The 14,026-nt window shown below is 34.1% G+C and carries 14 protein-coding genes; 5 read left to right on the top strand and 9 right to left on the bottom strand.

Going from position 1 to position 14,026, the window contains the following annotated elements:
- Positions 1-11: 11 nt before the first annotated feature.
- Positions 12-935 carry a DUF3078 domain-containing protein gene (locus MQX03_RS16675; RefSeq protein WP_242804400.1) on the bottom strand — a complete coding sequence of 308 codons (924 nt, stop codon included), beginning with the start codon at positions 933-935 and terminating at the stop codon, positions 12-14.
- 183 nt (positions 936-1,118) lie between these two features.
- Positions 1,119-2,051, bottom strand: a complete 933-nt coding sequence (locus MQX03_RS16670; protein ID WP_242804399.1) for a DUF3078 domain-containing protein — start codon at positions 2,049-2,051, stop codon at positions 1,119-1,121.
- 216 nt (positions 2,052-2,267) lie between these two features.
- Between MQX03_RS16670 and MQX03_RS16665 the strand changes: the two genes are divergently transcribed.
- From MQX03_RS16665 to MQX03_RS16650, 4 genes are all read left to right on the top strand, one after another.
- The gene (locus MQX03_RS16665; RefSeq protein WP_242804398.1) at positions 2,268-3,035 is read left to right on the top strand and encodes a rhomboid family intramembrane serine protease; all 768 of its coding nucleotides are present in this window, start codon (positions 2,268-2,270) and stop codon (positions 3,033-3,035) included.
- Between the two features lie 37 nt (positions 3,036-3,072).
- A complete protein-coding gene (dprA, locus tag MQX03_RS16660) occupies positions 3,073-4,182 on the top strand; it encodes a DNA-processing protein DprA (RefSeq protein WP_242804397.1) in 1,110 nt (369 codons plus the stop codon).
- Between the two features lie 191 nt (positions 4,183-4,373).
- Positions 4,374-5,732 carry an NADP-specific glutamate dehydrogenase gene (gene gdhA, locus MQX03_RS16655; protein WP_129535367.1) on the top strand — a complete coding sequence of 453 codons (1,359 nt, stop codon included), beginning with the start codon at positions 4,374-4,376 and terminating at the stop codon, positions 5,730-5,732.
- Positions 5,733-5,792: 60 nt separating this feature from the next.
- Complete coding sequence (locus MQX03_RS16650) at positions 5,793-6,233, top strand: iron chaperone (RefSeq protein ID WP_242804396.1); 441 nt, start codon at positions 5,793-5,795, stop codon at positions 6,231-6,233.
- A 167-nt stretch (positions 6,234-6,400) separates the two neighbouring features.
- Here MQX03_RS16650 and MQX03_RS16645 read toward each other — a convergent pair whose 3' ends face one another.
- Both MQX03_RS16645 and MQX03_RS16640 read right to left on the bottom strand, forming a co-directional pair.
- A complete protein-coding gene (locus MQX03_RS16645; RefSeq protein WP_242804395.1) occupies positions 6,401-6,889 on the bottom strand; it encodes a YkgJ family cysteine cluster protein in 489 nt (162 codons plus the stop codon).
- A complete protein-coding gene (locus tag MQX03_RS16640) occupies positions 6,889-7,860 on the bottom strand; it encodes an ion channel (protein WP_242804394.1) in 972 nt (323 codons plus the stop codon). Before MQX03_RS16640 ends, MQX03_RS16645 begins: the two co-directional genes overlap by 1 nt.
- A gap of 169 nt (positions 7,861-8,029) precedes the next feature.
- Between MQX03_RS16640 and MQX03_RS16635 the strand changes: the two genes are divergently transcribed.
- Positions 8,030-8,410 carry a group III truncated hemoglobin gene (locus MQX03_RS16635; protein ID WP_242804393.1) on the top strand — a complete coding sequence of 127 codons (381 nt, stop codon included), beginning with the start codon at positions 8,030-8,032 and terminating at the stop codon, positions 8,408-8,410.
- 25 nt (positions 8,411-8,435) lie between these two features.
- On the opposite strand, the gene MQX03_RS16630 is transcribed toward MQX03_RS16635, so the two are convergent.
- From MQX03_RS16630 to MQX03_RS16610, 5 genes are all read right to left on the bottom strand, one after another.
- Positions 8,436-9,506: a calcium:proton antiporter gene (locus tag MQX03_RS16630; protein WP_242804392.1), complete on the bottom strand. Its 1,071-nt coding sequence runs from the start codon at positions 9,504-9,506 to the stop codon at positions 8,436-8,438.
- 65 nt (positions 9,507-9,571) lie between these two features.
- Positions 9,572-9,910, bottom strand: coding sequence for a DUF6122 family protein (locus MQX03_RS16625; RefSeq protein ID WP_129535375.1), 339 nt, complete (start codon positions 9,908-9,910; stop codon positions 9,572-9,574).
- Positions 9,911-9,916: 6 nt separating this feature from the next.
- On the bottom strand, positions 9,917-11,143 hold the full coding sequence (locus MQX03_RS16620) for a hypothetical protein (RefSeq protein ID WP_242804390.1): 1,227 nt from the start codon (positions 11,141-11,143) through the stop codon (positions 9,917-9,919).
- A 141-nt stretch (positions 11,144-11,284) separates the two neighbouring features.
- Complete coding sequence (locus MQX03_RS16615) at positions 11,285-13,339, bottom strand: hypothetical protein (RefSeq protein WP_242804388.1); 2,055 nt, start codon at positions 13,337-13,339, stop codon at positions 11,285-11,287.
- 15 nt (positions 13,340-13,354) lie between these two features.
- The gene (locus tag MQX03_RS16610) at positions 13,355-14,023 is read right to left on the bottom strand and encodes a hypothetical protein (protein ID WP_242804387.1); all 669 of its coding nucleotides are present in this window, start codon (positions 14,021-14,023) and stop codon (positions 13,355-13,357) included.
- Positions 14,024-14,026 lie beyond the last annotated feature (3 nt).

Genomic DNA, 14,026 nt, shown 5'->3' with positions numbered 1-14,026 from the left:
GAAAACTTTTCTTATTTCTTCATCCAAGACTGTTGTTCTTTTTTATCAGAAGCCTTTTTTCCATTATCAATATTGTATGCTAGCCCAACACCTAAAGTTTGTTTTAACTGGGTTTTCTGAATCTGATTATGATCATACAATACATCAACAGTAATATTTGATGAGATATATTTATTGATTTTCATATTCAATACTGCACCGTATGCAAGTACTAATCTTTCAGGATGATCCAAATAATTTGAAAAAACAGAAGCTGTATTGGTCAGATTAATATTTTCCATCAATTTCAACTTATAAACTGCGGTACCCAAGAAACCAAATTGAAATAACGAAGCATCACCATCATTTTTCAACCCATAATTTCCGGCTGTCTGCAGTTCTTTATCTAATACAAAAGTAATTCTAGCATTGGCAGGGCGTAAAGTCATTGTAAAATTATCATTGGGACGATAAGTAACCCCAACGCCAACATTTACATAGCCGGGAGCCATAAAGTTTGAAATTTTCGTTGCATCAGGATTATTTCCGTCTTCAAAACCTCCGGCGAACTGCGTTTGCAAACTCGCTCCACCAGAAAGATACCAGCTTTTTGCAAACTCTCTTCCATAGTTGGTTGAAAGATTAATGACATCTTGAGTTTTTCTATTTCCAACGCCTTGCGTATTATTTTGTCCGTAACCGAGAATGATAATATTTTCCCATAAATCTTTTCCTTTTTCATAAGTCATGTTATAGTTAGCACCTGCAAGCCAGCCCACATTATTAGCTCCACCGCCTACCCAATTTGAAAAGGCAGCCTGATTGAGCATTAAAGTATTTTGTCCCTGAATAGACCATGCTTTTGTAGTATCAGCGATTGCTGCATCTGTTTTTGAATCTTGTGCGGAAACAGCCATTCCAAAAAAAACGGAGAGTGGTAATAGAATTTTTTTCATGATAAATTTATTTTTAAATGTATATCCAAGATAAATAAAAAATTATACACTATTACAAGAAATAAATCGCAATCTTATCATTTATAACAGATTACCCTAACACAAGTGGTATCTATATTAATTTACAAACAAGAAAAGCACCTCAATTGAAGTGCTTTCTCTTTTTATAATGATTTTTTAAATCTATTTTTTAAGCCACCACTGGCTGTCTTTTCTGTCGGAACGTTTCACACCATTATCAATATTATAGGCAAAGCCAATTCCTAAAGTCTGCTTCAGCTGCGTTTTCTGAATCTGATTGTGATCGTACATCAAATCTAAAGTCACAATGGATGATACAAATCTGTTGATTTTCATATTTAGAAGCATATTGTACGATAACACCATGTGATCAGGGTTTTCTAGATAATTCGAGAATATCGACGCAGTATTGGTCATTTCAATATTTTCCATCAATTTCACTTTATAAATTGCTGAACCCAGGAAACCTATTTGCATCAAGAAAAAATCTCCGTCAGTTTTTAAACCGTAATTTCCTGCAAGCTGCAATTCTTTATCTAAAACAAAGGTAAATCTACCATTGGCAGGTCTTAGCGTAACCGTAAGATTATCATTCGGTCTGTAAGTGATCCCTAAACCGGCATTCACATATCCCGGAGCCATAAAGTTTGAAATTTTCTTAGCTTCAGGATTATTTCCATCCTCAAAACCACCTGAAAATTGCGAAAGTAAACTCGCACCAGTAGAAACATACCAACTCTTTGAAAACTGTCGCCCGTAGTTGGTGGAAATATTCAGAACATCCTGAGTTTTTCTTGTCCCGACACCTTTGGTTGTATTTTGTCCGTAATTAAGGATAATGATATTTTCCCAAAGGTGACGGCCTTTTTCATAAACAAGATTATAGTTTGCACTAGCTAACCATCCTACGTTGTTAGCTCCACCACCAACCCAATTAGAGAATGCTGCCTGATTAAACATGACGCTGTTTTTTGCAATGACAGACCAGTGTCTTGGTTTTTTTATGGTATCAACGGCTGCAGAGTCACTGATGACAACCTGCGCAAATGAATGTACACTCAGATACATAAAAAGTAAAACGAAAATCTTTTTCATAAATCTCAATTTTTCCAAATGCAAAAATAGGAATATAATGTGAAACACCAAGTTTACACGTTTTCAGAGGTTTATAATCAAACACTTTACGTCATGATTTTAAAACAGTAAAACTTCAAAAACATTACTTTCTGTCTTAAATATTTTTAAAAAATAAAAATCATCGACAAATTTTCCGAAATTTATACTTGGCTTTTGATTTGACAGTTTTCAGGTATGTTTAAAAATGTAATTCACAAAAACGCGATCATCAATCCTCTGCTCATGCTGGGTGCCATGTGGTTGGGATATTTTCTACAGATGCAGGGCTTTTTTACAAGTTGCTTCGGAGCGATTATTCCTTTGTTACCAGAAGGTTTGCTTGGGATTATCACCTCGCCTTTACTTCACGGAAGTATTGATCATATCGTAAGCAACTCCATTCCTATTGCCGTTTTAATGTGCCTTTTATATCAGTTTTATCCTTTGGTCGCCAATAAAGTTTTTATCATTGGCTGGCTTGCGACAGGACTTTTACTTTGGGCTCTTCCACCAATTGATATTATGACTGGTCAATACACATACACCTGTACCATCGGAGCGAGCGGAGTTGTTTATGTTCTTGCATTTTTCTTATTTTTCAGTGGTGTTTTTAAGTGGAATATGACGTTACTTACGATTTCCCTTCTGGTTGTTTTATATTACGGAAGTTTGATCTGGGGAATGTTTCCGGAAGAGCTTTTTTATAATATGCAGGAGCCAAGTAAAATATCATGGCAGGCTCACTTATCAGGAGCTGTTGTAGGAATTATCCTTGCCTTTATATTTAAAAATGTAGGTGATAAAAAGAAGAGATTCATTTGGGAATTTCCTAATTATTATAGTGAAAAAGATGACAAGCTTTGGCAGGAATACAAAGAAAACCATCCTGATGACTTTTTAGAATTACCCTACAAAAAAAATGAAGATATTTGGGATCATTTGGAAGAATTACGACGAAAATAAATCCTAATTTGCTACATTTGAATAAAATAACACACAAATGTATTCTGAAGAACATCTCTACTCTATTGCTCTCCGCGAGTGTAATTTTATAGGTGATATTAATTTTTTCAAACTTGTCAGAAGTTTCGGAAGCGCAAAAAATGTTTGGCAGTCAGCAAAAAAAGAACTCAGCAAAACCGACGGAATCGGCACAAAAACAGTTTCCGACATTGGAAATCCTGAGCATTTGAAATTTGCTGAAAAAGAACTTTTATTTTGCGAAAAAAATTCCATAAAAATCAATCTACGGCATCAAAATGAACTTCCTTTTCTGCTCAAAGAATGTGATGATGCACCCGCAATTCTCTACCAGAAAGGAAATTTTGACAACAATTTGAAAACGATAAGTTTAGTTGGAACCAGAAATATTACAGCTTACGGCAAAAAGTTTATCGAAGATTTTTTCGAAGAAGCAAAATCACATCAATTTATTTCCGTTAGCGGTTTAGCTTTAGGTGTTGATAAGGAAGTTCACGAGCAATCATTAAAACTTCAGATTCCCACGATTGGAGTTTTGGCGCATGGTTTTCATACTTTATACCCTTCAAAAAACAGAAAACTTTCAGAAAAAATAATTGAAGAAAACGGAGGATTGCTTACCGAATTTAATTCTTCAAGAAAGCCCGACCGGGAAAACTTTATTCAAAGAAACAGAATTGTTGCCGGAATTTCTCCATCTACGATTGTGGTAGAAACAGCATTCGGCGGAGGCTCAATCAGTACCGCAACATTTGCCAACACCTATAACAGGGACGTTTTTGCTTTACCCGGAAAGATTACTGACAAATACAGCCAAGGTTGCAACCATCTTATTTTTCAGAATAAAGCGACAGCCATTTCTACGATTAAAGATTTACTTGATTTGGTTGGTTTTAATGATCCAAAAGAGAAAATTGAAGAACTTTTTCCACGCAGTGAAATTTCAGTTCAATTATCTGAAAGTCAAGAATTAATATATCAAAATATTGCAGCAAATCCACACGTCTCTTTGGATGATTTAGCAGAAAAAATTTCAGTGGCTTCACACAAAATACTGCCGGTAATATTAGAATTGGAGCTTTTGGGAAAAGTAAAATCATTTTCCGGGAGACAATTTTTAGCAATATAAGAATTAACGATTTCTTAATATTTCATTATTTCACATATAACATTTAATTTTTAACAAACTTTAGTTTAAAATTATCAATTTAATAATATTCCATCCCATTATTATTGAATTATCAGCAAATATTAAATAAGCTATTGTGAATCTTGAAAAAAAAATTAAATTTGTTGACATAATATTCAACCCTATCTAATATGGAACAATATAATATTGACCAGAAAATTCAGGAATTTATCTCCAAAATTGAGGCGAAAAATCCTAACGAACCGGAATTCTTACAAGCAGTTAAAGAAGTTGCTGTAACTGTAATTCCGTTTATCCTAACCAGAAAAGAATATACCGGCATGAAGCTTCTTGAGAGAATGGCTGAAGCTGAAAGAATTATTATTTTCAGAGTTCCATGGGTTGATGATAAAGGAGAAATCCAAGTAAACAGAGGTTTCAGAATTCAGATGAACTCTGCCATCGGACCTTACAAAGGAGGAATTCGTTTCCATCCTACAGTAAACCTTTCTGTACTTAAATTCTTAGCTTTCGAGCAGGTATTTAAAAACTCATTGACTACTCTTCCAATGGGAGGTGGAAAAGGAGGTTCAGATTTTGACCCACAAGGAAAAACTGATATGGAAGTAATGCGTTTCTGCCAGGCTTTCATGACAGAATTATGTAAGCACATTGGCCCTGAGACTGACGTTCCTGCGGGAGACATCGGTGTTGGAGCAAGAGAAATCGGATATCTATTCGGTCAGTACAAAAAGATCAGAAACGAATTTACAGGAGTTCTTACCGGAAAAGGTCTTGCTTACGGAGGTTCATTAATCCGTCCTGAAGCTACAGGTTACGGTGTTGTTTACTTCGCTGAGCAGATGTTAAAGACTATCGGACAAACCTTTAAAGATAAAACAGTTACTGTTTCAGGTTTCGGAAACGTAGCTTGGGGAGTTATCAAAAAAATATCAGAACTTGGTGGAAAAGTAGTTACCCTTTCTGGTCCGGACGGTTATGTTTATGATAAAGACGGTATCGACGGAGAAAAAATCGATTATTTATTAGAATTAAGATCTTCAGGAAACAACAGAGCCGAAGATTATGCTAAAAAATATCCATCTGCGGTATTCCACGCCGGAAAACGTCCTTGGGAAGTGAAGTGTGATGTAGCCATCCCTTCTGCGACTCAAAACGAATTGCACTTAGAAGATGCAAGAATGTTGGTAGAAAACGGATGTCTTTGTGTAACCGAAGCAGCGAACATGCCTTCTACATTAGACGCAATCAATTATTTCCTTGAAAATAAAGTTTTGTTCTCTCCTGGGAAAGCTTCTAACGCAGGTGGTGTTGCCACTTCAGGTCTTGAAATGACTCAAAACTCAATCAGATTGAACTGGACTTCAGAAGAAGTTGATGCAAGACTGAAAGAGATCATGATCGGAATCCACAAAGCTTGTAGAGACTACGGTAAAGAGGAAGACGGCTATGTGAACTACGTAAAAGGCGCAAACATCGCCGGATTCGTAAAAGTAGCAGAAGCAATGCTTGCTCAGGGAGTAGTATAAAATATAAAGGTCGGGAGGTTTTCCCGACCTTTTTTCTTACAACCTGTCCCGGGACTATAAATGGGAAAAAAAGTAATAGTGAAAGTGAAAGCATTGAATGTCCAGTTCAATGCTTTTTTTTATTTTTATCTGATGAAAAACACATTTAAAAATTTTGAAGAATATTTTCTTCTTTTTCCAGAAGAAACTCAGCAAAAACTTGAGCAATTGCGGGAGTTCATTCACTCTTTAATTTCTGATTTGGAAGAATATATTGGCTATCAGATGCCGGCTTTTAAGCATAATGAGAAGCCGTTAGTCTATTTTGCTGCTTATAAAAATCACATCGGATTTTATCCGCTTCCCGATGCCATCAAACATTTTGAAAATGATTTTGAGAAAAGAAAATATAAATTTTCAAAAGGTGCGGTTCAGTTTCCGATGAAGGAAGACTTGCCTTTAGATCTGATTGAAAAAATGGTAAAATTTAGAATGATGGAGATTGATCAGAAAAAATCCTGAAACATTACAATTTCAGGATTCCATTTTTACTTATATAAAAACTACTTCTAATAGCAAATCAATTGGGGATTGATTTAATTATGAAACGAAGTTGTTTCAATAAAATTACAATTCACACTCGTTTTAACTAAACTTTATAAGACTTTAGAAATTTTTAAGATTGAGATCTATTTATTCAAATTCTTCATCATCCTTTCAACAAACTCAAAAGCAGCAGGGCAAATGACCGTATTTTTTATCATTAGATCATTAATCTGATAGATTTTTTTTCGGTCTGTATGAGGATATTCTCTGCATGCTTTCGGACGAACTTCGTAGATTGAGCAGGTATTATCTTCATTTAGAAAATAGCAAGGTAGGTTTTGTAAAACTTTGTCATTATCTTCATCAACACGCAAAAATTTTGATTCAAAATCTGCCTGTTTCATCCGAAGATGCTTTGAAATCCTTTCAATATCTTTTTCCGTATAAAGCGGACCTGTTGTTTTGCAGCAATTGGCACATTGAAGACAGTCGATCTTTTCAAAAACCTCTTCATGCGTTCCCTGAACAACATAATCAAGATTTTTAGGAGGCTTTTTTTTCAAACCTTCTAAGAATTTTTTATGCTCTTTCTGCTTTTCTAAAGCCTGTTTTTTGTATAATTCTAAATTCATTATGATTTTTCCGCCTCAAAAACCGGAAGTTCTACTTTCTGATATTCATTTATTTTATCAAGATCCAGAACCGTTGAATCTTTTTCTTCGTCAGGATAATACATTGGTGAAAATTTAGCTCCGTAAATAATTTCCCTCGACACATAGGATGATCTCTGAACAACTGTATTTGAAAACACTTCATCAAATGCTCGTACATGTACGATGATCTCAATATTTGTATTTTTAAAATCATCAGCAGTAAATCCGGCAAATGGAGAATTTTCGTCTATTTTATGTACTATCGTCCAGTTCAGAGACAAAGTATTGATTTTACTTAATTGAGTTTCCAATCGGTAAAAATTACTTTTCGTCGTTCCGTCTTCATTAATCTCAATGGCTGTCGAAAGGGTAACATCAGCATCTGTCAAAGCATTATTTTTGTAAGGAGCCAACCTGAACATCAACGCTGTAACATCCTGAAAAGGAGCAATCACCGCAATATCTGAAAATCTGAGATAAGCTCTCGGTCTTGAAAATCTTCCGTAAAACAAACCTGTTGCAATGGCAAAGGTAAGCAATCCTAAAAATGCTTCAAAAGTAGCAACCAAACTTGCCAAAAATCCTATCGGAGCAATTCTGCCGTAACCAACAGTAGTAAAAGTTTGTGAACTGAAGAAAAATACGTCAATAAATTCATCCAAAGGATTACTCTTATCTATCCCTGTAAGATGCTCTACCCCAATCAGATAATAAATACACGCAAAAACCAGATTGATCAGAATATACATCATCACCAGATAGGTAATGAATCGAAATGACGATAAATTCAGCATCGTATGATACCAACTCAGCCTGTTGAAGACGTTGACTCCTCTTCTTCTTACATTCGGAAGCCCGTCTTTATTGATAAATCTTCCCGAAGCCCGACTTCCAAAGCCACTGTTTTCAGCGTTTTCCTGTTTGATTCTTTTTCTGAAACCCCTTGCCATATTTAGTAAATCATTTGTGTGGTTCAATTTTTAACTTTAAAAAGATAAAAGAATTTACAAAGATAAAATATTGTTTTTATGAATCTTATCAAGCGTACGATCTTCTTTTAGATTTAGAATTAAACTAAATTTGATGTATAATTTTTAGTTCCAATTAAATACATCTGAAATGAAAAATTTAGAATCGAGAGAAGATATAGAGTTGCTTGTGAATTCATTTTATGATAAAGTTGTGCAAGATGAAACGATTGGTTTCTTCTTTAAAGACATTATAAAAGTTGATTTTCAAAAACATTTACCAAAAATGTATTCTTTTTGGGAGACTATTTTATTCGGACAAATGAGCTATAAAGGAAATCCGATGGCCGTACATTTCCCTATCAACCAATTGGAAGCGATGGAAAAGCATCATTTTGCACAATGGTTAAAACTGTGGAAACAAACTATTGAAGAAAATTTCACAGGTCAAAATGCTGATATGGCGATTACAAAGTCAGAAAACATCGCCAATCTGATGGCTTACAAAATGGAAATGGCAAGAAAACTTTAAGTGATTCGGAATTTTGGGTTAAAAATTAAGGTACGATTACCGTAAAGATATAAGCTGCTAAATTCACTAAAAGAACTGTTCCGTATAAAACATTGGTTTTTCCTCGGCTTAAAGACAACATCACGATAAATACCGATAAGGTTAAAAGAATAATATCTTTCTTATCAAGCCCCAAAACCAAAGGAATATCATACATAATACTCACCGCAGAGATAGCCGGAATACTTAATCCGATACTTGCTAAAGCTGATCCTAAAGCTAAATTTAAACTCGATTGTATCTGATTATTTCTCGCCGCACGGATGGCCGCAAGACCTTCCGGAAGCAATACAACTCCTGCAATAATAACTCCTACCAGAGACTTAGGCGCTCCCATACTCTGTACCACATCTTCGATTGTTTTTGAAAGGCCTTTTGCCAATAATACGACAATCACAAGACAAATTACCAAAAATACAAAGCTGATAATCGTCTGTATTTTATTCGGAACAAAATACGCTTCGCCATTACCATCAGCGGGCACAAAATAACTTCTGTGTCTTACCGTCTGAACCATCAGAAAAACTCCGTAAATCACAAGACAGGCAATTGATACAAAAACCAACTGTGCATTATTATAATAAGGTCCGTTGACGCTTGAAGTGAAATTGGGAAGAACTAATGTTATCACAAGAATTGAAACAATACTCACAAGATAAGTCGTTGCAGAAGTACGGGCAAAATACTGCTCGAAATACTTAACACCACCCACCAAAATACAAATACCAATGATACCGTTCAGAATAATCATTACAGCCGCAAAAACCGTATCTCGAGCTAAAGTAATTGCTTGGTCACCACCCGCAACCATCAGCGACACAATCAAGGCAACTTCTATAATCGTGATACAAAGTGCCAGAATGATTGTACCATAAGGCTCTCCTACTTTATGTGCTACAACTTCAGCATGATGTACAGCAGAAAGCACACTTCCGGTTAACAAAATACCCGCAACAATGTCTGAAATTGTGCCAGTTCCCATCAATCCGGTGAAGTAATAGATTACCGCTAAGACAGGAAAAACATATGTGTAGTGTAAGAATTCTTTTAGCTTCATAAGTGTCTCTAAAATACAAAAAATCTATGAAAACTCAATTATTAAAAGAAAATATTAATAATATTTTAATGACACCATAGCTCAAAATCCTGAACATCTGTCAACATGTGAAACAGTAATCCGATGCCAATTATTCTTAAATTTCCTTTAAAAAACAACAGCAAAAAATACACCGCAATGGCATAATAAGAATGTAAAAAATGAAACCCAACGCTCATTCTGTTCGGATCAAAAACAGGATCCGCAAACAAATGATCAAGATCGACCAGCATTGTTGCCAAAAGAATTAAATACGTTTTTTTCCACTGACTACGATAAAAAACAAAGGCAATAATTGCAGGAAAGGCCAAATGCAGAAAGTAATGCGTACATGTTTTTAGGAGAGCAATTTCAGGAGGACACATTTTGTTTTATCTTAGAATGAGTGGATATATTTCTTTTTTGAATTTAAATTTCAACGTATAATCCTGATTTTTATTTCCATAGAAAAGATATTCAACGTCTTTAAAAATCGGATTATTTAAAGTTTTAAATGAAGAAAAAAGCAAAGGATTGTTTTTGATGAAAACATAGTTTTGATTTTTGGTTTCACTCAATTTCACAGCTTTTTGCGTAGATTTTATAGAAAGCTGATTCTTGCTTTTGCTAATCAAATTGGGTTGAAATGGAATTGCTGTAAACTGATTTTGTGCATTGATCCATTTTTTTTGCTGGAAATAATTCCAGGTTTTATCGGGATTTGAAGTTTGAAGCAAAATTTCATAATTGGGTTGAACGATTTTCTGATAACTGATTTTTTCAATTTCGTTAAATTGATCGTCGTAGCCATAACTGACAATCGTATCATTCACTTCCGCAAGATTTGCGCTCATTTTCAAATGATTAATCGATGCAGAATCTGTACTATTTTCTTTAAAAACAGAACTTATTTTTTTAATATTTTCCGAATTCAATTCTACATTCAAAAACTGTGTTTTCTTATTTAAATCTGAAATCAATGATTCGAAATTGGAAGAATTCTGTTCATTTTTTATTTCAATTTCATCGTCTTTTAAATGAATTGAAAAGTTCTGGGTTCGCAATTCTGAAATAAAAGAAACACTCCCCAAACCTTCACTTGTAAAAGAATCTGCATTCAAAACTTTATTTCTAAATTTTTGAAAAAATGGTTTTCCGATGTTTTTAAAATTTAAATCTGATGTTCCGACGATACATTTTCCACCTTCAATTTTTATAAAAAGCTGGTTATTTTTAAATAAATCTTTTCCATAAGATATGAGTTTTCGTTCTTTTAAAAATGTCGAAAACTTTACTTTATCGTTGATTTCAAAAATGGTATACCACTCAGAAATTTTAGTGCTTTTTAAATGAAAAATCTGAAGAAAGTCCGGAATTTTCAAACCCGAATCTGAAATGGAAATTTTCTTGTCATTTTTTTCACCCTCTTCAAACCATTTTGAAGGATACATCAAAAAGCTGGAAATATATTGTCTTGTCGCTTTTTTAACATCGACTACAACCACAACATCTGCATTTTCGGGAATGTATTTTAAGTTTTTATCTTTATGGAAAAACAGAAAATAAACGCCAACCGAAAGCAGAACTGTGATAATAAGAGCAATATATTTTTTCTTCATGAATTTCCTTTAAAATATTATAAACCCGAATCCTGATTGATAAAATCATAGGTTTTGGCTGAAGCCCAATATGATTACAAATTTTGAAAACGGGCTAAAGCCCGCTCCTTTTGAAAAACTTCATTTTAGCCACAAAACCTCCTAAAGTGTCTGTGGCTTTTTGTCAGCTTCCATATTTTTGAAAATTTCGTCAAACAAATCGAAGAAATACATTAAGCTGTTTTCCGAAGAATTTTTGATGTTATAATCCATCTCTGTCTGAATACTTTCACCTTTCACTTCAGTTTTAAAATATACTTCACCCACATTTTTTCTTATCGAATTCAAAGTTTTTTTCTCAGAAACGGTTTTAAATTCCTGCTCTAGACCAACCAATAGTTTTTGAATATCCAATCTTCCAGACAAAGGATATTTCGCAGAATCTTTCATCCATTTGGTCGAAGCTGATGACTGATTTTTTGCGGTCAGATTCTCTGTAGAACTTGTCAGATAAACAATTCCGTCTTTTACTGTAAAATATAATTGATCAAGATATCCGTTGCTTTTGCCTTCTTTGAAAGTATAAATATTTCCGTTTTTTGTAAACTTTTTAGCAAAATCTTTATTAGTAGTCAAAACATCAAAAACACGTTTCCAATAGCCTTCATTTTCTGTTGCAAAAGCAAATGTAAAATCAGGAACCATCACGTCTTTGGTCTTTTTCACCTCTTTTTCGTTATAATCATCATCGTAATCGTAGTCGGTATAATCTACTTTTTTAGATTTCAGTTCATTCAAAACAAAAATTCCGTTTCCGGGTGCAATTTTAGCGATGGCTTCTTCATCCAGAACGATTTTCATAGTTTCCATCATCAACTGTAGTTCTTTCTGATATTCCTTCTCTCCAGCGTCTTGGAAAAAGCTGTACATCATGTCAAAAGTTTTGTATCCGTTGACGTTCATAGCATAATATCCTACACTTTTATCGCTAATTAAAGCGGTTAGTTTTTTGTTTTTCTTGCCTCTGTAAACATCAGAAATGCTTTTCTGAATGTCTGAATTTCTATGCTGAATATTGTTGACAAGTCTTACTTTATCTTTATCGAAATAAAGATTGTATGCAGAATTTGAATTGTACATTTTCTCAAGAAACTCTGTATACCCAACACGTCTGAACATCTTTCCGTATATACCTTCGTTCATGATTTTCCCGTAATCAGTGTATACAAAAACATCAGAATTAGCATCTCTGAAGTTCAACATTTCCTTCGGAACATCAAGCTCGAAATTTGAACTGAAATATCTATCAAAATTATTTTCTGCAAATTTCTTAACGATTTTAAATTTCTCTGATTGCAGAGAATCAAATTCTTTCTGATAATCCGTATCTAAAGGATAAACTTCTGCTTCTGCATAATCATCCTGAGAGGCAGGCGGGGCAATTTCATCATAATCTTTCTGATCATCAACTTTAGTTTCTACCTTTTCTGCAGGATATTTGTGGTGTTTTTCAAGATATTTAATATCTTTTTGATATTTCAGAATATCGGCATTGTTTGATTTGATGTTTTCTTTTAAATATTTAATCTCATCTTTCAAATACTGAATTTCTTCTTTATAATCGAAAGGCTTTTCTTCTTCCTCATAAACTGCCGCAGCACTATCTACAACCGCAACGGCACTATCAACAACAACAGTGGTGCTGTCAGCTGCATTATAATCTGTCCAGGTATCTTTTGACGGTTTGTTATAATTTATCATTGTAAGATAGGCACGATTTCCGTTCCAAGCTACGAATGTATTGTCGTCAATATCGATGTAAGAATAGTTGCTTTTCTTAGAAACCTCCAGCCCTTTTTTCTTGGTTGAATTAATGAATTCCTGAAACTTTTCCTGATTATCAATAATAAAATGCGCATTATAGCTTTGAACAGAATCATTAAAGGTTCCGTAATGATATTGGGTTGCGTCATATTTTATTCCTGTTTTAGAATAGTCGTTCCATGACGGTTTTTTGTCTTTGCCTTTATCTTTGGTGATTTCCTGCAAAAATGGGTTGAATCTTTCCCAATCGATTTTTTTATTGAGCTGTTTGCCGTTGATTTCCATGTAAAATGCAGTATTCTGCGGAATTTTCATGCTGTTTTGTGCAAAAACAACAACGAAACCTAAAAGCAAATAAGCTAAAGTCTGTGTTTTTAAAAATAGAGATTTCATATATAATTTGTGGAATTACTGGAATAAAATAGTGTTTTGGGTCTGCTTTTTCTGAAGGATAAAATCTAAAATATTACCCTCAAGTTTCATCGCTTTTTTGTTGGGCGAAAGCTGATATGAGTTATTAGATTGAGATTTCACTGTATTTTCAAACTGCAGAACAGAGGTATATTTAGCATTATTAAAAACTTCTTTGTCGGCTGCACTCAGTTTATCATAATCACTTTTGAACGTGTTGATTTTGTTTCTGGTGAAAGATTTATTTTTTGGATTGCGACTGTAAATATTGGTCGGAATCATTTTACCTAAAATATTTTTAGCTTTCAGTTGTTCTAAACCAGCGTTGACATTCTCAATTTTCTTGAAATTACAGCTCAGTTTAATGATGTAATTATCAAAATCCATCGAAGTTTTCACGTTGGAAATTCCCGGAACGGTTTTAAAAATTCTTGCTGCTTCGTTGATTTTAGCCTCAATTTCACCTTTTTTTGGAACTTTTTTGCCGTTTATGGTTTCCATTTTTGAGATGGATGCCAATCTTGTTTTGCTTTTACTTGCATTCAGGATAAGCGAGTACTCACCGCTTCCGTCAGCTTTTACATTGACTTTATCTAAAATATCAAAACAGCTTGTCAGCAATAAAACAGGGAGCAATAACAGCAACCGCTTGAGAAAAATTTTCATGTT

It is taken from the genome of Chryseobacterium aahli (assembly GCF_022699665.1).
Lineage (GTDB): Bacteria > Bacteroidota > Bacteroidia > Flavobacteriales > Weeksellaceae > Chryseobacterium > Chryseobacterium aahli.
The sequence above is the reverse complement of the archived record's forward strand: the minus strand, read 5'-3'. Positions and strand labels throughout refer to the sequence as shown.